Here is a 19,260-nt window from a genome sequence, read left to right on the forward strand (position 1 = left end):
ACGTCTTAGCCGCGCAGCATCGGGTACAGCTCGCTGAGCAGCTTGCGCCGGCTGAAAACCAGCTGCCAGCGATGGCCGCCAAGCTGACGCCAGAGGCGCGCGGCGCGAATGCCGGCGAGCAGCAGGGCGCGAATTTTCGACGCATTGTTCGGTTGTTGCAGGTGGCGCATGTCGCCATGCACCTGGATGCGTTGGCGCAGGGTACTCAACGTATCCTGATACAGCGCGCCGCTGGAGGCGATGACGTTTTCGTGAACCAGGCCGAAATGCTCGGCCTGGGACTGGATCTGCGGCAAGCGGTTGCCGATGGTTTCCAGCATGTCGCCGCGCTTGGCCAGTTGCCGCTCCAGGCCGAGCATCGACAGGGCATAGCGCAGCGGTTCGCGCTGCAGGCTGCCGGGATCGCGTTCCAGGGCGCTGGCGAGGGCGCGGTAGCCATCGCGCAGATTGATGTCATCGCCGCCGAACACCTCCAGGGTGTCCTTCGGGTCGCGCACCAGCAGGCTGCCGAGCATGCAGCCGATATTGGCCTCGCTGGCCGAACCGGTGCGGGCGATGCGGTCAACCAGCACTGCGGCCTGGAAAACTCCGCCAAGGGCGATCAGTTGCTCCTGGGTCGGGCTCATCCGCGGGCGCTCCACGGCTCGGCGGTTTCGATCACGCCGCCGCCGAGGCAGATTTCGCCGTCGTAGAACACCACGGACTGGCCGGGCGTCACGGCGCGCTGAGGTTCGTCGAACACGGCGCGGTAGCCGTTCTCGGTGCGCTCCAGGGTGCAGTCCTGATCGCTCTGGCGGTAACGGACCTTGGCGGTCAGGCGGCGTGGCGCGGACAGATCGATCGGATTGACCCAGAAGATTTCCGAGGCGAGCAGGGCGCGGGAGAACAGCCATGGGTGTTCATTGCCTTGGCCGACCACCAGCACGTTGCGGCCGAGGTCTTTTTCCAGCACGTACCAAGGCTCGTCGCCGGCGTCTTTCAGGCCGCCGATGCCGAGACCCTGGCGCTGGCCGATGGTGTGGTACATCAGGCCGTGGTGCTGGCCGATGACTTCGCCGTCGGTGGTCTGGATCTCGCCGGGCTGGGCCGGCAGGTATTGCTTGAGAAAATCGCTGAAGCGACGTTCGCCGATGAAGCAGATACCGGTGGAATCTTTCTTCTTGGCCGTGGCCAGGCCGTGTTTTTCGGCAATTGCACGGACTTCGGGTTTTTCCAGTTCGCCGACCGGGAACAGGGTGCGGGCGATCTGCTCGCCGCCGACGGCGTGGAGGAAGTAGCTCTGGTCCTTGTTCGGGTCCAGGCCCTTGAGCAGTTCGGTGCGTCCGTCGATATCGCGGCGGCGCACGTAGTGGCCGGTGGCGATCAGGTCGGCGCCGAGGGCCAGGGCGTAGTCCAGAAAGGCTTTGAACTTGATTTCGCGGTTGCAGAGTATGTCCGGGTTCGGCGTGCGGCCGGCCTTGTATTCCTCAAGGAAGTGCTCGAAGACGTTGTCCCAGTACTCTGCGGCGAAGTTGGCGGTGTGCAGCTTGATGCCGATGCGGTCGCACACGGCCTGGGCGTCGGCCAGGTCTTCGCGGGCGGTGCAGTACTCGGTGCCATCGTCCTCTTCCCAGTTCTTCATGAACAGGCCTTCCACCTGGTAGCCCTGCTCCATCAGCAGGAGGGCGGAAACGGAAGAGTCCACGCCGCCGGACATGCCGACGATGACGCGTGCCTTTTGGAGAGCTGGTTCGGACATAGGTATGGGTGCGTATCTGGAAAAAGACGACGATTCTATCAGGCTGCGTCCTTCAAGGCGAAAACCTGCTCAGTTGCGGATCAGCTCAAGGCTGTGCAAAGGCCCCGCCAGGTAGTCCTCGATGCAGCGCGGGACCAGCTCGCTGCGCCAGCGCTCGGGGTCCGCGGCCAGTTCTTCCGGGGTCATCCACACTGCGCGGACGATATCGCTGTCCAGGGCGCGATCGGCATGGTGCTTGACAGGGCGGGCGGCGAAGCAGATTCGCTGGTAGGTCACGCCGTTGCTGGGGGCGGTATAGAGGTAGATGCCGACCAGTCCGGTCAGCTCGACGTCCCAGGCGGTCTCTTCGAGGGTTTCGCGCAGGGCGGCTTCAAGCAGGGTTTCGTTGGCTTCGAGGTGGCCGGCGGGCTGGTTGAACACGTGCTTGCCGGCCTTGAATTCTTCGACCAGCAGGAAGCGGCCCTGGTCTTCGACGATGGTGGCGACGGTGATATGGGGTTGCCAGGTCATGAAAGGTTCCTGTGTGGCGAGCGCAGAAAGCAGAAGCCCCGGTGCGTGGCCGGGGCTTCCGATGTTACGTCAAGCGAACCTTAGAGTGCGGCAATCGCGCTGTTCAGGGTCTGGCTTGGGCGCATCACCTTGCTGGTCAGCTCGGCGTCGGGGAAGTAGTAGCCACCGATTTCGACGGGCTTGCCTTGAACGGCGTTGAGCTCGGCGACGATGGTCGCTTCGTTCTCAGCCAGGGCTTTGGCCAGCGGGGCGAAGCGTGCCTGCAGTGCGGCATCTTCAGTCTGTGCAGCCAGTGCCTGGGCCCAGTACAGGGTCAGGTAGAAGTGGCTGCCGCGGTTGTCGATGCTGCCGACCTTGCGCGCAGGGGACTTGTTGCTGTCCAGGAACTGGCCGGTGGCCTGGTCCAGGGTGGCAGCCAGTACCTTGGCTTTCGGGTTGGCGTAGGTGTTGCCCAGGTGTTCCAGGGAAGCAGCCAGTGCCAGGAATTCGCCCAGCGAGTCCCAGCGCAGGAAGTTCTCTTCGACCAGTTGCTGTACGTGTTTCGGAGCCGAACCACCGGCGCCGGTTTCGAATAGGCCGCCGTTGTTCATCAGCGGAACGATCGACAGCATCTTGGCGCTGGTGCCCAGTTCCATGATCGGGAACAGGTCGGTCAGGTAGTCGCGCAGCACGTTACCGGTCACCGAGATGGTGTCCTGGCCGGCGCGGATACGCTGCAGCGAGACCTTCATTGCCTCGACCGGCGACAGGACGCGGATGTCCAGGCCAGCGGTGTCGTGGTCTTTCAGGTACTTCTGGACTTTCTCGATCAGCACGCCGTCGTGGGCGCGTTGCGGGTCGAGCCAGAACAGCGCCGGGGTGTTGCTGGCGCGAGCGCGGTTGACGGCGAGCTTGACCCAATCCTGGATCGGCGCGTCCTTGGTCTGGCACATGCGGAAGATGTCGCCGGCTTCGACGTCCTGTTGCAGCAGCAGGTTGCCCTGGCCGTCCAGTACGCGGATGACGCCATCGGCCTTGGCCTGGAAGGTCTTGTCGTGAGAACCGTACTCTTCGGCTTTCTGCGCCATCAGGCCGACGTTCGGTACGCTGCCCATGGTGGTCGGGTCGAAGGCGCCGTGTTTCTTGCAGTCTTCGATCACGGCCTGGTAGATGGTCGCGTAGCAGCGGTCAGGAATGACAGCCTTGGTATCTTGCAGCTGGCCTTCGGTGTTCCACATCTTGCCCGAGTCACGGATCATCGCCGGCATCGAGGCGTCGACGATAACGTCGCTCGGCACGTGCAGGTTGGTGATGCCCTTGTCGGAGTTGACCATGGCCAGCGCAGGGCGGATGGCATAGACAGCCTGGATGTCGGCTTCGATCTGCGCCTGCTGCTCGGCTGGCAGGTTCTTGATGCGGGCGTACAGGTCGCCGATGCCGTTGTTCAGGTTGAAACCGATCTGCTCAAGGATGGCGGCGTTCTTGTTCAGCGCGTCCGCGTAGTACTCGGCAACGATCTGGCCGAACATGATTGGGTCGGAGACTTTCATCATGGTGGCTTTCAGGTGAACCGACAGCAGCACGCCCTGAGCCTTGGCGTCTTCGATTTCAGCGGCGATGAAGGCGCGCAGGGCCTTGGTGCTCAGTACGGCGCAATCGATGATTTCGCCGGCCTTGACCGAGGTTTTTTCTTTCAGGACGGTGGTGGAACCGTCTTTGCTCAGCAATTCGATACGCAGGCTGTCATCGGCTTCGATGAGGGCGGCTTTTTCGCTGCCGTAGAAGTCGCCGTTGCTCATGTGAGCGACATGGGACTTCGAGTCAGCGGCCCAGGCACCCATCTTGTGCGGGTGTTTGCGGGCGTAGTTCTTGACCGACAGTGGTGCGCGGCGGTCAGAGTTGCCCTCGCGCAGAACCGGGTTCACGGCGCTGCCCTTGATGCGGTCGTAGCGTGCCTTGGCTTCTTTCTCAGCGTCGTTGGCCGGTGCTTCCGGGTAGTCCGGAATGTTGAAGCCCTTGGCTTGCAGCTCCTTGATCGCGGCCTTCAGTTGTGGAACCGAGGCGCTGATGTTCGGCAGCTTGATGATGTTGGCTTCCGGGGTCGTCGCCAGTTGTCCCAGTTCCGCCAGATGGTCGGCCACTTGCTTTTCGGCGCCGAGTTGTTCTGGGAAGGCGGAGAGGAGGCGGGCAGCGAGAGAGATGTCCCGGGTTTCTACTGCGATGTCGGCAGTAGCGGTGAAGGCTTCGACGATGGGGAGCAGCGAGTAGGTGGCGAGTGCCGGGGCTTCGTCGGTGAAGGTGTAGATGATCTTGGATCGGGTGGACATATTCGGGTTAACTCTCTGTTTTGCTGAGCGTGCTCGGGATCTCGGTAGGGCGCGCAGGGTAAGCGCTTCGCTCAGACACATCCATGAGCGGAAAGTCGAGGATCCAGGGCTGTGATGGTGGATTGCATCAGTCGAGTGTCAAACGGCTGAACCGCGGTAACAGCTCAGTCTTGTCGGGGCAGCGGGACCTGTAGCGGACATCTCGCCCCCAAGTGACCCTTGAGTCACCGGCGCAGTATACCAATTCCTTGGTCCTAATCATCAAGACGAAGATGTCGGATGACCATTTATAGACGAAAGATGTAGAGCTTTTTTCGGCTTTGTGACGGTTTTGTGGGCAAGGTTTCCGTTCGCCGTCAACTGGGTTAGGCTCTGGGGATTGCATGAAGACTACAAACCAAAAAAAGCGGAGTGCAGCATGGGATACCAGAAAATCGAGGTTCCGGCAGTCGGCGACAAAATCACCGTCAACGCAGACCATTCTCTCAATGTTCCAGACAATCCGATCATCCCGTTCATTGAAGGCGACGGTATCGGGGTAGACGTTTCCCCGGTCATGATCAAGGTGGTCGACGCTGCGGTCGAGAAGGCTTACGGCGGCAAGCGCAAGATTTCCTGGATGGAAGTCTACGCCGGCGAAAAGGCCACCCAGGTCTATGACCAGGACACCTGGCTGCCCCAGGAAACCCTCGACGCGGTGAAGGATTACGTGGTTTCCATCAAGGGCCCGCTGACCACGCCGGTCGGTGGCGGCATCCGCTCGCTGAACGTAGCGCTGCGCCAGCAACTTGACCTGTATGTCTGTCTGCGTCCTGTCGTCTGGTTCGACGGTGTCCCGAGCCCTGTGAAGAAGCCGGGCGACGTCGACATGGTGATCTTCCGCGAGAACTCTGAAGACATCTACGCCGGTATCGAATGGAAAGCCGGTTCGCCTGAGGCCAACAAGGTCATCAAATTCCTCAAGGAAGAAATGGGTGTCACCAAGATCCGTTTCGACCAGGATTGCGGCATCGGCATCAAGCCGGTCTCCAAGGAAGGCACCCAGCGCCTGGTGCGCAAAGCCCTGCAATACGTCGTGGACAACGACCGCAAGTCGCTGACCATCGTCCATAAAGGCAACATCATGAAGTTCACCGAAGGTGCCTTCAAGGATTGGGGCTACGAGGTGGCGAAGAACGAATTCGGCGCCGAGCTGCTCGATGGCGGCCCGTGGATGAAGTTCAAGAACCCGAACACCGGCCGTGAAGTGATCGTCAAGGACGCCATTGCCGACGCCATGCTGCAGCAGATCCTGCTGCGCCCGGCCGAGTACGACGTGATCGCGACCCTCAACCTCAACGGTGACTACCTGTCCGACGCCCTGGCGGCCGAGGTCGGTGGTATCGGCATTGCGCCGGGTGCCAACCTGTCCGACACCGTGGCGATGTTCGAAGCCACCCACGGCACCGCGCCGAAATACGCGGGCAAGGACCAGGTGAACCCGGGTTCGGTGATCCTCTCCGCTGAAATGATGCTGCGCCACCTCGGCTGGACCGAAGCGGCCGACCTGATCATCAAGGGCACCAACGGCGCCATCCGGGCCAAGACGGTGACTTATGACTTCGAACGTCTGATGGAAGGCGCGACCCTGGTTTCGTCGTCGGGCTTCGGTGAAGCGCTGATCAAGCACATGTAAGCGGCATGAAAAACCGGCCAGCCCCGTATGACGAGGTTGGCCGGTTTTTTTTCGCCGCGTTGAAGGTCAGGCGTCGGCGGTGATCGGGTTTGTGGTCTTGACCTCTGTCGTGCTGGTGCTGTCACCGATGTTCACGGCATGAAGTCCCTTGGGGCCCTGGATGATGTCGAAAGTCACGGCTTGTCCGGCTTTCAGTGTTTTATAACCGTCCATCTTGATTGCCGAATAGTGAGCGAACAGATCCTCGGTCTTGCCTTCTTCATTGATGAAGCCATAGCCCTTGGCATTGTTGAACCACTTGACTTTACCGCTTGCCATCCTCATATCCCTCTGCAAAGGACTCCATCACTGGAGTATCATCCACTCCATCCGCATATAACCTGCGAAAATTCTGGTTGACTGCGCGGACCTTTATTGACCACGGTGGGTTCTTATTGGTTGTAACACCGTTTTGCTGATAGTCAAGGTCAGGCGACGGCCGTTGCCTGGCGTCGGTTCAAGCGGTCAACCCTCAACCCTAACCTGTCGAAATGATGAAATTCTTTCCATGCATGCACATAGCCAGATTCGACTAACATTCAATCAGGATCGCCCGCAATCGCATGAGGACGATGGTGCTGGCCTGGCCGTACAGGAAGCCAAGCCGGCGCTGCAGGCGCCACCGATGTACAAGGTGGTTTTGTTCAACGATGACTACACGCCGATGGATTTCGTCGTCGAAGTGCTCGAGGTGTTTTTTAACCTGAACCGCGAGCTGGCGACCAAGGTCATGCTGGCCGTCCACACCGAGGGACGGGCAGTGTGCGGATTGTTTACCCGTGACATCGCCGAGACCAAGGCCATGCAGGTCAACCAATACGCAAGGGAAAGCCAGCATCCGCTACTCTGTGAAATCGAGAAGGACGGTTAATCGCCGACCACTTGGGTATGAGGTGAAGCTATGTTAAACCGCGAGCTCGAAGTCACCCTCAATCTGGCCTTCAAGGAGGCCCGTTCCAAGCGTCATGAGTTCATGACGGTTGAACACCTTCTGCTGGCATTGCTGGATAACGAGGCCGCCGCGACTGTTTTGCGCGCGTGCGGTGCGAATCTCGACAAACTCAAACACGATCTGCAGGAGTTCATCGACTCCACCACGCCACTGATCCCCGTCCATGACGAGGACCGTGAAACCCAGCCAACCCTGGGCTTCCAGCGTGTGCTGCAGCGTGCCGTCTTCCATGTACAGAGCTCGGGCAAGCGTGAAGTGACCGGCGCCAACGTACTGGTGGCCATTTTCAGTGAGCAGGAAAGCCAGGCGGTATTCCTTCTCAAGCAACAAAGCGTGGCTCGCATCGATGTAGTCAACTACATCGCGCACGGCATTTCCAAAGTGCCCGGCCACGGCGAACACCCCGAAGGCGAGCAGGAAATGCAGGACGAAGACGGCGGCGAAACCTCGTCGTCGAGTAATCCCCTGGATGCCTACGCCAGCAACCTCAACGAACTCGCTCGTCAGGGCCGTATCGATCCGCTGGTCGGGCGTGAGAGCGAAGTCGAGCGCGTGGCACAGATTCTCGCGCGTCGGCGCAAGAACAACCCGCTGCTGGTGGGCGAGGCCGGTGTCGGCAAGACGGCGATCGCCGAAGGCCTGGCCAAGCGCATCGTCGACGGCCAAGTGCCTGATCTGCTGTCCCAGAGCGTGGTCTATTCGCTAGACCTCGGCGCTTTGCTGGCCGGCACCAAGTACCGCGGCGACTTCGAGAAGCGCTTCAAGGCGCTCCTGGGTGAACTGCGCAAACGTCCGCAGGCAATTTTGTTCATCGATGAAATCCACACCATCATCGGTGCCGGCGCGGCATCCGGCGGTGTCATGGATGCCTCCAACCTGCTCAAGCCGCTGTTGTCCTCTGGCGACATCCGCTGCATCGGTTCCACGACCTTCCAGGAGTTCCGTGGCATCTTCGAGAAGGACCGTGCCTTGGCGCGGCGCTTCCAGAAGGTCGATGTCAGCGAGCCGTCGGTCGAAGACACCGTGGGCATCCTGCGCGGGCTGAAGGGGCGTTTCGAGTCCCACCACAGCATCGAGTACAGCGACGAGGCCCTGCGTGCAGCGGCCGAGTTGGCAGCGCGCTACATCAATGACCGGCACATGCCGGACAAAGCCATTGATGTGATCGACGAGGCGGGTGCCTATCAGCGTCTGCAGCCGGTCGAGGCTCGGGTCAAGCGCATCGAGGTGCAGCAGGTCGAAGACATCGTGGCGAAGATCGCCCGTATTCCGCCGAAGCATGTCAGCAGCTCCGACAAGGAACTGCTGCGCAACCTGGAGCGCGACCTGAAACTGACCGTGTTCGGTCAGGATGCGGCGATCGATTCGCTGGCCACTGCTATCAAGCTCTCTCGTGCGGGTCTGAAAGCGCCTGACAAGCCTGTCGGTTCCTTCCTGTTCTCCGGTCCGACCGGGGTGGGCAAGACCGAGGTGGCACGGCAACTGGCCAAGGCGCTGGGTGTCGAGCTGGTTCGCTTCGACATGTCGGAGTACATGGAACGGCATACCGTGTCGCGCCTGATCGGTGCGCCTCCGGGCTATGTCGGCTTCGACCAGGGTGGTCTGCTGACCGAAGCCATCACCAAGCAGCCGCATTGCGTGCTGTTGCTCGACGAGATCGAAAAGGCGCATCCGGAAGTCTTCAACCTGCTGCTGCAGGTCATGGACCACGGCACCTTGACGGACAACAACGGGCGCAAGGCGGACTTCCGCAACGTGATCGTCATCATGACCACCAACGCCGGCGCCGAAACTGCGGCGCGTGCTTCCATCGGTTTCACGCATCAGGACCACTCGTCCGATGCGATGGAAGTGATCAAGAAGAGCTTCACGCCGGAGTTCCGCAACCGTCTGGACACCATCATCCAGTTTGGTCGCCTGACTCACGAGACGATCAAGAGCGTGGTGGACAAGTTCCTCACCGAGCTGCAGGCGCAACTGGAGGACAAGCGTGTCCTGCTGGAAGTGTCCGATGCAGCACGCAACTGGCTGGCGGTTGGCGGCTACGATGCGCAGATGGGGGCTCGTCCAATGGCGCGGCTTATCCAGGACAAGATCAAGCGGCCACTGGCCGAGGAAATCCTGTTCGGGGAACTGGCCGACCATGGCGGTGTGGTGCACATCGACATCCGCGACGGCGAACTGGTCTTCGATTTCGAGACCACGGCCGAAATGGCCTGATGGCTTGCTCGCGGGGGGGTCGCCCCCGCAGCAGGTTCACTGCTTTGTTCGACACGAAAAAAAGCCCGGCGATTGCCGGGCTTTTTTCGTATCGACTTTAGCGGGCGCGGTAGGTGATGCGGCCTTTGCTGAGGTCGTAAGGCGTCAGCTCGACGCGGACCTTGTCACCAGTAAGGATACGAATGTAGTTCTTGCGCATCTTTCCGGAGATGTGCGCGGTTACGACGTGCCCGTTTTCCAACTCCACGCGGAACATGGTGTTGGGCAGGGTGTCGACGACAGTGCCTTCCATTTCGAAGCTGTCTTCTTTCGACATGCAGTAAAGCCCTCGGTGTTCAGTTATGGCCCGGCACAGAAGTACCCAGCTACAAAAAGTGGCGTGCATTGTGCCCGAAAAATGGAGGTCAAGCCAAGGTTTTCAGTTCAGGGTGACCCAGCGCTGGTTGATCAGCAGTTCAATAGGGCGGTATTGGGTCTTGTAGTTCATTTTTTTGCAGTTCTTGATCCAGTAGCCAAGGTAAACGGCATCGAGACCAAGGCGCAGGGTTTCGCCGATCTGCCACAGGATGGCATAACGGCCGAGGCTGCGGCGTTCTTCTGTAGGTTCGTAGAAGGTGTAGACCGCCGAAAGTCCGTTGGGCAGCAGGTCGGTCACCGCGATAGCGACCAGTTTGCCGTCCAGGCGGAACTCGTAGAAACGGGAGAATGGCAGGTCCCGGACCAGAAAGGTCGAGAACTGGTCGCGACTGGGAGGGTACATGTCACCGTCAGCATGGCGCTGCTCGATGTAGCGTCGGTAGAGGTCGAAGTACTCTTCGTTGAACGAAGGGCGGGCGGGGCTCACCATCAGGTCGGCGTTGCGCTTGATGATGCGTTTCTGCTGGCGATTGGGGGTAAAGCGCGCAGCCGGGATGCGTGCCGGTACGCAGGCATTGCAATTCTGGCAATGGGGCCGGTACAGGTGGTCGCCGCTGCGGCGAAAGCCCATTTCCGACAGGTCCGCGTAGACGTTGGCGTCCATCGGCTGGCTCGGATCGAGAAACAGCGTGGTGGCTTGCTCGTCAGGCAGGTAGCTGCAGGCATGGGGTTGAGTGGCATAGAACTTCAACCGCGCCAACTCAGTCATGATCAACCCCTCGGCAGGTGTTTTTTCTAAGTGTAAGCCAGCTCTGAAAACTCGCCTAGCAAACGGCTCGCTGGCAGATCCAGGTGGCGCGATTGGGCTGGTCCAGGTATTGGCGCAGGTAGTCGGCGAAGGTGGCGCGGGCGATAGCGCGGGCGCCGAGGCTGTGCAGGTGCTCGGTCGGCATCTGGCAGTCGATGAGAACGAACCCCGCCTCGCGCAAGTGCTCGACCAGTGTCACGAAGCCGACCTTGGAAGCGTTATCGGCCCGACTGAACATGGATTCGCCGAAGAACAACCGGCCCATCGCCAGGCCATAGAGGCCGCCCACCAGTTCGCTGTCCTGGCGCACCTCCACGGAGTGCGCGAGGCCCTGGCGATGCAACTCGACATAAGCCGCCTGCATGTTGTCGGTGATCCAGGTGCCGTCGGCGTAGCTGCGCGGCGCGGCGCAGGCCTGGATTACTGCGCTGAAGTCCTGATCGAAACTGACCTCATAGCGCGCCTGGCGCATGAACTTGCGCAGCGAGCGGGACACGTGCAACTCGTCGGGAAACAGCACGGTGCGAGGGTCCGGCGACCACCAGAGGATCGGCTGGCCATCCTGATACCAGGGAAAGCAGCCGTGGCGATAGGCTTGCACCAGGCGTTCGGGGCGCAGGTCGCCGCCGGCGGCGAGCAGGCCGTTGGGTTCCCGCAGGGCTTTTTCCAGAGGTGGAAAGTCCAGGGTGTTGCGGTTGAGCCAGGTCAGCATCGTTATTCGGTCACGCCGCCGAGGGAAGGGGAGGGCGCCCAGCATGACCCGAAAAAGCCCCGCGGGACAAGCCTGCCGGCGCTTGGCGGAATCCGCGCGGCAGAGGCTTTTGTCCGGCGCAACTGATGGCGAATTGCTTCTTGCGCAACTTAACCAGGGGGCAGTTGTCCCAACTACGCAAAAACCCCGCATAAGCCTTTGTCACAAAAGAAAATGCGTGCTCAAATTGTTGCATGGGAAATTGACCCGCCTGACTGTTCGATCCGCCGAGCCGCGATAGCGATAGGTCGGCAGTAATGTTAAAAGTAGTGATTTGTTGACCGCGCCCGTTGGTCAATCACGGTTGGACGCGCAAAAAGCGCAGGAATAGACCAGTTTTGAAGAAACCCACAGCAACACCCAATCCCGAGCCGCTCTGGCGCCAGCAGTTGCATTACAGGCTCAAGGAAGGTGCCCTGATTGCCATGGGCGCCTTGTGCCTTTACCTGTGGATGGCTTTGCTGACCTACGACCAGGCCGACCCGGGCTTCAGCCATACCAGCAACGTCGATCAGGTGCAGAACGCCGCTGGCCGTGCAGGCGCCTTCTTTGCCGACGTCCTGTTCATGGTGCTGGGTTATTTCGCCTACATCTTCCCGCTGCTGCTGGCGATCAAGACCTGGCAGATCTTCCGCGAGCGCCACCAGCCCTGGCAGTGGAGCGGCTGGCTGTTCTCCTGGCGGCTGATCGGCCTGGTGTTCCTGGTGCTGTCCGGCGCCGCGCTGGCGCACATTCATTTCCATTCCGCACCCAGCCTGCCGGCCTCGGCGGGCGGTGCGCTGGGCGAAAGCCTCGGTGACCTGGCCAAGAACGCGCTGAACGTGCAGGGCAGCACCCTGATGTTCATCGCCCTGTTCCTGTTTGGCCTGACGGTGTTCACCGACCTGTCGTGGTTCAAGGTGATGGACATCACCGGCAAGATCACCCTCGATCTCTTCGAGTTGATCCAGGGCGCCGCCAATCGCTGGTGGACCGCCCGCAACGAACGCAAGCAACTGGTTGCGCAACTGCGCGAGGTCGACGAGCAGGTCCATGACGTGGTTGCCCCCTCCGTCCCCGATCGCCGCGAGCAGGTAAAAGCCCGCGAACGCATCATTGAGCGCGATCAGGCCCTTACCAAACATGTGGCCGAGCGCGAGCAGAAAGCCCCGCCAATCATCATGCCGGCCGCAGCTCCGGCGCCGGAACCGAGCAAGCGCGTGCAGAAAGAGAAGCAGGCGCCGTTGTTCGTCGACAGCGCCGTGGAAGGTACGCTGCCGCCGATCTCCATTCTCGATCCCGCCGAGAAGAAGCAGGTCAACCGCTCGCCCGAATCCCTGGCGGCCGTCGGTCATCTGCTGGAAATCAAGCTGAAGGAATTCGGTGTGGAAGTCTCGGTGGACTCGATTCATCCGGGGCCGGTGATCACCCGTTACGAAATCCAGCCGGCGGCCGGGGTCAAGGTCAGCCGTATCGCTAACCTCGCCAAGGACCTTGCGCGCTCGCTGGCGGTAACCAGTGTGCGGGTGGTCGAGGTGATTCCCGGCAAGACCACCGTCGGTATCGAAATCCCCAACGAAGACCGGCAGATCGTGCGCTTCTCCGAAGTGCTGTCGTCGCCGCAGTACGACGAGGCCAAGTCGCCGGTCACCATGGCCCTGGGGCACGACATCGGCGGCAAGCCGGTGATCACTGACCTGGCGAAGATGCCGCACCTGCTGGTAGCCGGTACCACCGGTTCCGGTAAGTCGGTCGGTGTGAACGCGATGATCCTGTCGATCTTGTTCAAGTCGGGCCCGGAAGACGCCAAGCTGATCATGATCGACCCGAAGATGCTCGAACTGTCGATCTACGAAGGCATTCCGCACCTGCTGTGCCCGGTGGTCACCGACATGAAGGACGCCGCCAACGCCCTGCGCTGGAGCGTTGCCGAGATGGAACGGCGCTACAAGCTGATGGCGGCCATGGGCGTGCGTAACCTCGCGGGCTTCAACCGCAAGGTGAAGGACGCCGAGGAAGCCGGCGAGCCGATCTACGACCCGATGTTCCGCCGCGAGAGCATGGACGACGTGCCGCCGCTGCTGAAGACGCTGCCGACCATCGTGGTGGTGGTGGACGAGTTCGCCGACATGATGATGATCGTCGGCAAGAAGGTCGAAGAGCTGATCGCCCGGATCGCACAGAAGGCGCGTGCTGCGGGTATCCACCTGATTCTCGCGACCCAGCGGCCGTCGGTGGACGTCATCACCGGTCTGATCAAGGCCAACATCCCGACCCGCATGGCGTTCCAGGTCTCCAGCAAGATCGACTCGCGGACCATCATCGACCAGGGTGGCGCCGAGCAACTGCTCGGTCACGGTGACATGCTCTACATGCCCCCCGGCACCAGCCTGCCGATTCGCGTGCACGGCGCCTTCGTCTCCGACGACGAGGTGCATCGCGTGGTTGAAGCCTGGAAACTGCGTGGCGCGCCGGACTACAACGAAGACATTCTCAGCGGCGTCGAGGAGGCCGGCAGCGGCTTCGATGGCGGCGGCGGTGGCGATGGCGGCGACGACGCCGAGACCGATGCGCTCTACGACGAAGCCGTGCAGTTCGTTCTGGAGAGCCGCCGCGCGTCGATTTCCGCAGTACAGCGCAAGCTGAAGATCGGCTACAACCGCGCCGCGCGGATGATCGAGGCGATGGAAATGGCCGGTGTGGTCACCGCCATGAACACCAACGGCTCACGTGAAGTCCTCGCACCGGGACCTTCGCGGGACTGATACCCCATTCAGCCGGCGGGCAGCGATGCCCGCCGGTTCATTCATTCTGCAACGAGGATTGCCATGCGCCTGATTCGCATGATGTTGGTTTCCGCTTTGAGCCTGTCCAGCGTTTCGGCCTTTGCCGCCGAGGCGGATGTGGCTCGCCTGAGCCAGTTGTTGAACAACTCGAAGACCATCGAAGCTCGTTTCTCCCAGCTGACCCTCGATGCCGGCGGCACCCAGTTGCAGGAAACCGCCGGGCAGATGGTGGTCCAGCGTCCGGGCCTGTTCTACTGGCACACCGACGCGCCGCAGGAGCAGGTGGTGGTGTCCGATGGCAAGAACGTTACCCTGTGGGACCCGGACCTGGAGCAGGCCACCGTCAAGAAGCTCGACGAACGCCTGACCCAGACCCCGGCCCTGTTGCTTTCCGGTGATATTTCCAAGATCAGCCAGAGCTTCGATATCACCTCGAAGGAGCAGGGCGACGTCATGGATTTCACCCTCAAGCCGAAAACCAAGGACAGCCTGTTCGATTCCCTGCGCCTGTCCTTCCGTCGCGGCCTGGTGAATGACATGCAACTGGTCGACACCACCGGCTCGCGCACCAATATCCTGTTCAACGGCGTCAAGGCCAACGAGCCGGTACCGGCCAGCAAGTTCAAGTTCGACATCCCCGCTGGCGCGGATGTGATCAAAGAGTAAGAGGTCGTACAGCCGTCCATGGACCTGTTTCGCAGTGAACCGGTATCCCAGCCCTTGGCCGCGCGCATGCGCGCGCTCAATCTGGATGAATACGTCGGTCAGCAGCACCTGCTGGCGCGCGGCAAGCCGCTGCGCGAGGCACTGGAGCAGGGCGCGCTGCATTCGATGATTTTCTGGGGCCCGCCCGGCGTCGGCAAGACGACCCTGGCGCGGTTGCTGGCGCAGTTCTGCGATGCGCATTTCGAAACGGTGTCGGCGGTCCTCGCCGGGGTCAAGGAAATCCGCCATGCGGTGGAAATCGCCAAGCAGCAGGCGGCCCAGTACGGGCGACGGACCATCCTCTTCGTCGATGAAGTGCACCGTTTCAACAAGTCCCAGCAGGATGCGTTCCTGCCCTATGTCGAAGATGGCACGCTGATTTTCATCGGCGCGACCACCGAAAACCCCTCTTTCGAGCTGAACAACGCGCTGCTGTCGCGGGCACGGGTGTATGTGCTCAAAAGCCTCGATGAAGAAGCCCTGCGCCGTCTGGCGCAGCGTGCGTTGACCGAGGAGCGCGGACTGGGCAAGCGCAACCTGAGCCTCGGCGATGAGGCGTTCAAGATGCTGCTTGCCGCCGCCGATGGTGATGGCCGGCGCCTGCTCAACTTCCTCGAAAACGCCTCGGACCTGGCCGAAGACGGCGGCGAGATTGGCGTCGATCTGCTGCAAAGCCTGCTGGGTGACAGCCGTCGGCGTTTCGACAAGGGCGGCGAAGCGTTCTACGACCAGATCTCGGCCTTGCACAAATCCATCCGCGGCTCCAACCCGGATGCGGCGTTGTACTGGTTTGCGCGGATGCTCGACGGCGGCTGCGACCCGCTGTACCTGGCCCGGCGCGTGGTGCGCATGGCCAGCGAAGACATCGGCAACGCCGACCCGCGTGCCCTGAGCCTGTGCCTGTCGGCCTGGGACGTGCAGGAGCGGCTCGGCAGCCCGGAAGGCGAGCTGGCGGTGGCCCAGGCCATCACCTACCTCGCCTGCGCGCCGAAGAGCAACGCCGTGTACATGGGCTTCAAGACTGCGCTGCGCGAAGCCGCCGAGCACGGTTCGCTGGAAGTGCCGCTGCACCTGCGCAACGCCCCGACCAAGCTGATGAAACAACTGGGCTACGGCGAGGAGTACCGCTACGCCCATGACGAGCCGGACGCTTATGCCGCCGGCGAAGACTATTTCCCCGACGAACTCGAGCCGCGCCAGTATTACCAGCCGGTGCCGCGGGGCCTGGAACTGAAGATCGGCGAGAAGCTCAAGCACCTGGCCGAGCTTGACCGGACCAGTCCCCGGCAGCGGAGAAAACCGTGATTGCACTCGTTGCCGCCGTCAGCGCCGGGGGGATTGCCGGTACACTGCTGCGTTTTGCCGCTGCCAACTGGGTCAACGCCCACTGGCCTCGCCACTTTTATCTCGGTACGCTGGCGGTCAATCTGATCGGCTGTCTGCTGATCGGCCTGCTCTACGGGCTTTTCCTGCACCGCCCGTTCGTGCCGGTCGAGCTGCGTGCCGGCCTGATCGTCGGGTTCCTCGGCGGCCTGACCACGTTTTCATCTTTTTCACTGGATACCGTGCGCCTGCTCGAAAGCGGGCAGGCGCCGTTGGCCTTCGGCTATGCCGCGGCCAGCGTGCTGGGCGGCCTGCTCGCGACATGGGCCGGCCTGGCATTGACCCGAATCTGAACCACACCTACATAACGAGAGAACGATATGCTCGATTCCAAACTGTTACGCGGCCAACTTCAGGAAGTGGCGGACCGCCTGGCCTCCCGTGGCTTCAGCCTGGATGTCGCGCGCATCGAGTCCCTGGAAGAGCGCCGCAAGACGGTGCAGACCCGGACCGAACAACTGCAGGCCGAGCGTAACGCCCGTTCCAAGTCCATCGGCCAGGCCAAGGCCAAGGGCGAGGACATCGCGCCGCTGATGGCGGACGTCGAGCGCATGGCGGGCGAACTGGCCGCCGGCAAGGTCGAGCTGGACGCGATCCAGTCCGAGCTGGACCAGATCCTGCTGACCCTGCCCAACCTGCCGGACGCCAGCGTCCCGGTGGGCGCGGATGAAGACGGCAACGTCGAAGTGCGCCGCTGGGGTACTCCGCGCGCGTTCGACTTCCCGATCCAGGACCACGTTGCCCTCGGCGAGCGCGACGGCTACCTGGACTTCGAGACCGCCGCCAAGCTGTCCGGCGCGCGCTTCGCCCTGCTGCGTGGCCCGATTGCCCGCCTGCACCGCGCCCTCGCGCAGTTCATGATCAACCTGCACATCAACGAGCACGGTTACGAAGAGGCCTACACCCCGTACCTGGTCCAGGCGCCGGCGCTGCAAGGCACCGGCCAGTTGCCGAAGTTCGAGGAAGACCTGTTCAAGATCAGCCGTGAAGGCGAGGCCGATTTCTACCTGATCCCGACCGCTGAAGTGTCGCTGACCAACATCGTCGCTGGTGAAATCGTCGACGCCAAGCAACTGCCGATCAAGTTCGTCGCCCACACCCCGTGCTTCCGCAGCGAAGCCGGTGCATCGGGCCGTGACACCCGCGGCATGATCCGCCAGCACCAGTTCGACAAGGTCGAGATGGTCCAGATCGTCGAGCCGAGCACGTCGATGGAAGCCCTGGAAGGCCTGACCCGCAATGCCGAGCGCGTGCTGCAGGCGCTGGAGCTGCCGTACCGCGTGCTGGCGCTGTGCACCGGCGACATGGGCTTCAGTGCGGTGAAGACCTACGACCTGGAAGTCTGGGTGCCGAGCCAGGACAAGTACCGCGAGATTTCCTCGTGCTCCAACTGTGGCGACTTCCAGGCGCGCCGTATGCAGGCCCGCTGGCGCAACCCGGAAACCGGCAAGCCGGAGCTGGTGCACACCCTCAACGGCTCGGGCCTGGCGGTTGGCCGTACCCTGGTCGCGGTGCTGGAGAATTACCAGCAGGCCGACGGCACCATCCGTGTGCCAGAAGTCCTCAAGCCGTACATGGGTGGCCTCGAGGTCATCGGCTAAATGGAGTTTTTGCCGCTGTTCCACAATTTGCGTGGCAGTCAGGTGCTGGTGGTGGGTGGCGGCGAGATTGCCTTGCGCAAATCTCGCCTGCTGGCCGATGCCGGGGCCAAGCTGCGCGTGGTCGCGCCCGAGATCGAAGGGCAACTGGCCGAGCTGGCTCGGCACAGTGGAGGCCAGACCCTGGACCGCGGCTATCAGGAAAGCGATCTGGATGACTGCCAACTGATCATCGCCGCCACCGACGACCCGGCGCTCAACGCCCAGGTTTCAGCGGATGCGCGGCGTCGTTGCGTACCGGTCAACGTGGTGGACGCGCCGGCGCTGTGCTCGGTGATTTTCCCGGCTATCGTCGACCGTTCGCCGCTGGTGGTCGCGGTGTCCAGTGGCGGCGACGCCCCGGTGCTGGCGCGGTTGATCCGCGCCCGTCTGGAGACCTGGATTCCTGCCGCCTATGGTGAGCTTGCCGGTCTGGCCGCGCGTTTTCGCGAGCGGGTCAAGGGGCTCTACCTGGACGTCAATCAGCGTCGCGGTTTCTGGGAAGAAGTGTTCCAGGGCCCGATCGCCGAGCGGCAACTGGCCGGGCAGGGCGCCGAAGCCGAACGCCTGTTGCAGGCCAAGGTGGATGGCGCTACCCAGCAGAATGCTGGCGAGGTCTATCTGGTCGGCGCCGGTCCCGGTGATCCGGACCTGCTGACCTTCCGCGCGCTGCGCCTGATGCAGCAGGCCGACGTGGTGCTTTACGACCGCCTGGTCGCTCCGGCGATCATCGAGATGTGCCGGCGTGATGCCGAGCGTATCTATGTCGGCAAGCGCCGCGCCGATCACTCCGTACCGCAGGACCAGATCAACCAGCAACTGGTGGACCTGGCCCGTCAGGGCAAGCGGGTGCTGCGCTTGAAAGGCGGCGACCCGTTCATCTTCGGTCGCGGAGGCGAGGAAATCGAGGAGTTGGCGGAGCAGGGCATTCCGTTCCAGGTGGTGCCCGGGATCACGGCGGCCAGTGGTTGCTCGGCGTATGCCGGGATTCCGCTGACCCATCGCGACTATGCCCAATCGGTGCGTTTCGTGACCGGCCACCTCAAGGACGGCACCAGCAATCTGCCTTGGGATGATCTGGTCGCGCCGGCCCAGACCCTGGTGTTCTACATGGGGCTGGTCGGCTTGCCGACCATTTGCGCCGAGCTGATTCGTCACGGTCGCGCGGCGGATACGCCGGCGGCGCTGGTCCAGCAGGGCACCACCAAGAACCAGCGGGTCTTCACCGGCACCCTGGCTGACCTGCCGCAACTGGTGGCGGAGCATGAGGTTCATGCGCCGACGCTGGTGATCGTTGGGGAGGTGGTGCAGTTGCGGGACAAGCTGAAGTGGTTCGAAGGGGCTCAGGGCTAGTCGTTTTTGGGCCATCGCGAGCAAGCTCGCTCCTACGCCGACCGTGTAGGAGCGAGCTTGC

17 protein-coding genes are annotated in these 19,260 nt (G+C 62.1%); 9 read left to right on the top strand and 8 right to left on the bottom strand.

Going from position 1 to position 19,260, the window contains the following annotated elements; genetic code table 11:
• Positions 1 to 5 precede the first annotated feature (5 nt).
• From hflD to CKW37_RS19035, 4 genes are all read right to left on the bottom strand, one after another.
• The gene (gene hflD, locus CKW37_RS19020; RefSeq protein ID WP_095157278.1) at positions 6 to 626 is read right to left on the bottom strand and encodes a high frequency lysogenization protein HflD; all 621 of its coding nucleotides are present in this window, start codon (positions 624 to 626) and stop codon (positions 6 to 8) included.
• The gene (mnmA, locus tag CKW37_RS19025; RefSeq protein ID WP_095157280.1) at positions 623 to 1,738 is read right to left on the bottom strand and encodes a tRNA 2-thiouridine(34) synthase MnmA; all 1,116 of its coding nucleotides are present in this window, start codon (positions 1,736 to 1,738) and stop codon (positions 623 to 625) included. The genes hflD and mnmA overlap by 4 nt, the downstream gene beginning before the upstream one ends.
• Positions 1,739 to 1,807: 69 nt before the next feature.
• Positions 1,808 to 2,248, bottom strand: coding sequence for an NUDIX hydrolase (locus CKW37_RS19030; protein ID WP_095157282.1), 441 nt, complete (start codon positions 2,246 to 2,248; stop codon positions 1,808 to 1,810).
• A gap of 80 nt (positions 2,249 to 2,328) precedes the next feature.
• Complete coding sequence (locus CKW37_RS19035) at positions 2,329 to 4,554, bottom strand: NADP-dependent isocitrate dehydrogenase (RefSeq protein ID WP_095157284.1); 2,226 nt, start codon at positions 4,552 to 4,554, stop codon at positions 2,329 to 2,331.
• Between the two features lie 418 nt (positions 4,555 to 4,972).
• Between CKW37_RS19035 and icd the strand changes: the two genes are divergently transcribed.
• The gene (gene icd, locus CKW37_RS19040; protein ID WP_095157286.1) at positions 4,973 to 6,229 is read left to right on the top strand and encodes an NADP-dependent isocitrate dehydrogenase; all 1,257 of its coding nucleotides are present in this window, start codon (positions 4,973 to 4,975) and stop codon (positions 6,227 to 6,229) included.
• A 66-nt stretch (positions 6,230 to 6,295) separates the two neighbouring features.
• Here the strand turns inward: icd and cspD are convergent, their stop codons facing one another.
• Positions 6,296 to 6,547, bottom strand: coding sequence for a cold shock domain-containing protein CspD (cspD, locus tag CKW37_RS19045; protein WP_095157288.1), 252 nt, complete (start codon positions 6,545 to 6,547; stop codon positions 6,296 to 6,298).
• A gap of 229 nt (positions 6,548 to 6,776) precedes the next feature.
• On the opposite strand from cspD, the gene clpS reads away from it, so the two are divergent.
• Positions 6,777 to 7,139: an ATP-dependent Clp protease adapter ClpS gene (gene clpS / locus CKW37_RS19050; RefSeq protein WP_045188377.1), complete on the top strand. Its 363-nt coding sequence runs from the start codon at positions 6,777 to 6,779 to the stop codon at positions 7,137 to 7,139.
• Between the two features lie 30 nt (positions 7,140 to 7,169).
• Positions 7,170 to 9,440 carry an ATP-dependent Clp protease ATP-binding subunit ClpA gene (gene clpA, locus CKW37_RS19055; RefSeq protein ID WP_095157290.1) on the top strand — a complete coding sequence of 757 codons (2,271 nt, stop codon included), beginning with the start codon at positions 7,170 to 7,172 and terminating at the stop codon, positions 9,438 to 9,440.
• A gap of 97 nt (positions 9,441 to 9,537) precedes the next feature.
• Here the strand turns inward: clpA and infA are convergent, their stop codons facing one another.
• The 3 genes from infA to aat all read right to left on the bottom strand — a co-directional run bounded on the left by infA (position 9,538) and on the right by aat (position 11,317).
• Positions 9,538 to 9,756 (bottom strand): translation initiation factor IF-1, encoded by a 219-nt coding sequence (gene infA / locus CKW37_RS19060; protein WP_002553999.1) that lies wholly within the window; start codon positions 9,754 to 9,756, stop codon positions 9,538 to 9,540.
• 102 nt (positions 9,757 to 9,858) lie between these two features.
• Positions 9,859 to 10,566: an arginyltransferase gene (locus CKW37_RS19065; protein ID WP_095157292.1), complete on the bottom strand. Its 708-nt coding sequence runs from the start codon at positions 10,564 to 10,566 to the stop codon at positions 9,859 to 9,861.
• A 55-nt stretch (positions 10,567 to 10,621) separates the two neighbouring features.
• A complete protein-coding gene (aat, locus tag CKW37_RS19070) occupies positions 10,622 to 11,317 on the bottom strand; it encodes a leucyl/phenylalanyl-tRNA--protein transferase (RefSeq protein ID WP_095157294.1) in 696 nt (231 codons plus the stop codon).
• Between the two features lie 377 nt (positions 11,318 to 11,694).
• Here aat and ftsK point away from each other — a divergent pair, with 377 nt between their 5' ends.
• The 6 genes from ftsK to cysG all read left to right on the top strand — a co-directional run bounded on the left by ftsK (position 11,695) and on the right by cysG (position 19,199).
• A complete protein-coding gene (ftsK, locus tag CKW37_RS19075) occupies positions 11,695 to 14,100 on the top strand; it encodes a DNA translocase FtsK (protein ID WP_095157296.1) in 2,406 nt (801 codons plus the stop codon).
• A gap of 63 nt (positions 14,101 to 14,163) precedes the next feature.
• Positions 14,164 to 14,787 (top strand): outer membrane lipoprotein chaperone LolA, encoded by a 624-nt coding sequence (gene lolA / locus CKW37_RS19080; RefSeq protein WP_095157298.1) that lies wholly within the window; start codon positions 14,164 to 14,166, stop codon positions 14,785 to 14,787.
• A gap of 18 nt (positions 14,788 to 14,805) precedes the next feature.
• Positions 14,806 to 16,131 carry a replication-associated recombination protein A gene (locus CKW37_RS19085; RefSeq protein WP_095157300.1) on the top strand — a complete coding sequence of 442 codons (1,326 nt, stop codon included), beginning with the start codon at positions 14,806 to 14,808 and terminating at the stop codon, positions 16,129 to 16,131.
• Positions 16,128 to 16,502: a fluoride efflux transporter CrcB gene (gene crcB, locus CKW37_RS19090; protein WP_095157302.1), complete on the top strand. Its 375-nt coding sequence runs from the start codon at positions 16,128 to 16,130 to the stop codon at positions 16,500 to 16,502. The genes CKW37_RS19085 and crcB overlap by 4 nt, the downstream gene beginning before the upstream one ends.
• A gap of 27 nt (positions 16,503 to 16,529) precedes the next feature.
• A complete protein-coding gene (gene serS / locus CKW37_RS19095; protein WP_095157304.1) occupies positions 16,530 to 17,810 on the top strand; it encodes a serine--tRNA ligase in 1,281 nt (426 codons plus the stop codon).
• Entirely contained in the window at positions 17,811 to 19,199 is a 1,389-nt protein-coding gene (gene cysG / locus CKW37_RS19100) for a siroheme synthase CysG (protein ID WP_095157306.1), read from the top strand.
• Positions 19,200 to 19,260: the final 61 nt, after the last annotated feature.

Origin of the sequence: Pseudomonas sp. Irchel 3E13 (assembly GCF_900187455.1) — a bacterium.
Lineage (GTDB): Bacteria > Pseudomonadota > Gammaproteobacteria > Pseudomonadales > Pseudomonadaceae > Aquipseudomonas.

Excerpts from the sequence above, each read along its gene's own strand:
- CKW37_RS19065 (WP_095157292.1), bottom strand. The coding sequence starts at position 10,566 with ATGACTGAGTTGGCGCGGTTGAAGTTCTATGCCACTCAACCCCATGCC.
- serS (WP_095157304.1), top strand. The coding sequence starts at position 16,530 with ATGCTCGATTCCAAACTGTTACGCGGCCAACTTCAGGAAGTGGCGGAC.
- hflD (WP_095157278.1), bottom strand. The coding sequence starts at position 626 with ATGAGCCCGACCCAGGAGCAACTGATCGCCCTTGGCGGAGTTTTCCAG.
- aat (WP_095157294.1), bottom strand. The coding sequence starts at position 11,317 with ATGCTGACCTGGCTCAACCGCAACACCCTGGACTTTCCACCTCTGGAA.
- cysG (WP_095157306.1), top strand. The coding sequence starts at position 17,811 with ATGGAGTTTTTGCCGCTGTTCCACAATTTGCGTGGCAGTCAGGTGCTG.
- CKW37_RS19035 (WP_095157284.1), bottom strand. The coding sequence starts at position 4,554 with ATGTCCACCCGATCCAAGATCATCTACACCTTCACCGACGAAGCCCCG.
- mnmA (WP_095157280.1), bottom strand. The coding sequence starts at position 1,738 with ATGTCCGAACCAGCTCTCCAAAAGGCACGCGTCATCGTCGGCATGTCC.
- icd (WP_095157286.1), top strand. The coding sequence starts at position 4,973 with ATGGGATACCAGAAAATCGAGGTTCCGGCAGTCGGCGACAAAATCACC.
- clpA (WP_095157290.1), top strand. The coding sequence starts at position 7,170 with ATGTTAAACCGCGAGCTCGAAGTCACCCTCAATCTGGCCTTCAAGGAG.
- infA (WP_002553999.1), bottom strand. The coding sequence starts at position 9,756 with ATGTCGAAAGAAGACAGCTTCGAAATGGAAGGCACTGTCGTCGACACC.
- CKW37_RS19085 (WP_095157300.1), top strand. The coding sequence starts at position 14,806 with ATGGACCTGTTTCGCAGTGAACCGGTATCCCAGCCCTTGGCCGCGCGC.
- CKW37_RS19030 (WP_095157282.1), bottom strand. The coding sequence starts at position 2,248 with ATGACCTGGCAACCCCATATCACCGTCGCCACCATCGTCGAAGACCAG.
- clpS (WP_045188377.1), top strand. The coding sequence starts at position 6,777 with ATGCATGCACATAGCCAGATTCGACTAACATTCAATCAGGATCGCCCG.
- cspD (WP_095157288.1), bottom strand. The coding sequence starts at position 6,547 with ATGGCAAGCGGTAAAGTCAAGTGGTTCAACAATGCCAAGGGCTATGGC.
- lolA (WP_095157298.1), top strand. The coding sequence starts at position 14,164 with ATGCGCCTGATTCGCATGATGTTGGTTTCCGCTTTGAGCCTGTCCAGC.